The organism is Terrisporobacter mayombei, from assembly GCF_020748465.1.
Classification (GTDB): Bacteria; Bacillota; Clostridia; order Peptostreptococcales; family Peptostreptococcaceae; genus Terrisporobacter; species Terrisporobacter mayombei.
This window is the reverse complement of sequence record NZ_JAHZMP010000148.1, coordinates 1-490: the sequence shown is the minus strand read 5'-3', so window position 1 is coordinate 490 and position 490 is coordinate 1. Positions and strand designations below refer to the sequence as shown.

General features: G+C 54.5%; 2 protein-coding genes. One reads left to right on the top strand and one right to left on the bottom strand.

The window, feature by feature from the left end; translation table 11 throughout:
• On the top strand, nt 1–127 hold a 127-nt coding region (locus K0039_RS25040; protein WP_191675238.1), incomplete at its 5' end, for a DJ-1/PfpI family protein.
• Here K0039_RS25040 and K0039_RS25035 read toward each other — a convergent pair.
• On the bottom strand, nt 107–490 hold a 384-nt coding region (locus tag K0039_RS25035; protein ID WP_228106836.1), incomplete at its 5' end, for a YhbP family protein. The two genes, K0039_RS25040 and K0039_RS25035, sit on opposite strands and share 21 nt — an antisense overlap.

Sequence of the window (490 nt, the reverse complement as noted above, 5' to 3'; positions counted from 1 at the left end):
TAAAAATGCGGGCGCGGAATTTTACGATCAGGAAGTCGTGGTTGATAAAGATCAGCTGGTTACCAGCCGGACACCGGACGATCTGCCAGCGTTTAACCGCGAGGCGTTACGCCTGCTCGGTGCCTGAGTCGCGTAGCCAAATCATTTTTTTACCAAAGCCCAGCGTGTTGTCGGTGAATTTGATTTCATCGAGCCGGATTTCCCACACCGGGGCCGACAGCATTCTGGCAACCGGAAAGCGACGATTGTACGCCTTGCGCGCGAGGTCGCTTTCCTCACCTTCCAGCCTGCGGATCTCACCTTTAAACTGCACACCGCGAATTAACGCTACCGTTTTCGGCTGACCGTTTACCGTTCCGGCAACCGCAGCCTGCGGCCCACTCATCTGCGCGTGGCGCGTTTTTTCTTCCGTCAAAATGTAGAAGGCGACTTTCTGCGCATCAAAAAGATAAAAGGCATTAGCGCACCAGAGTTCCCCTTCCTGCTGCAC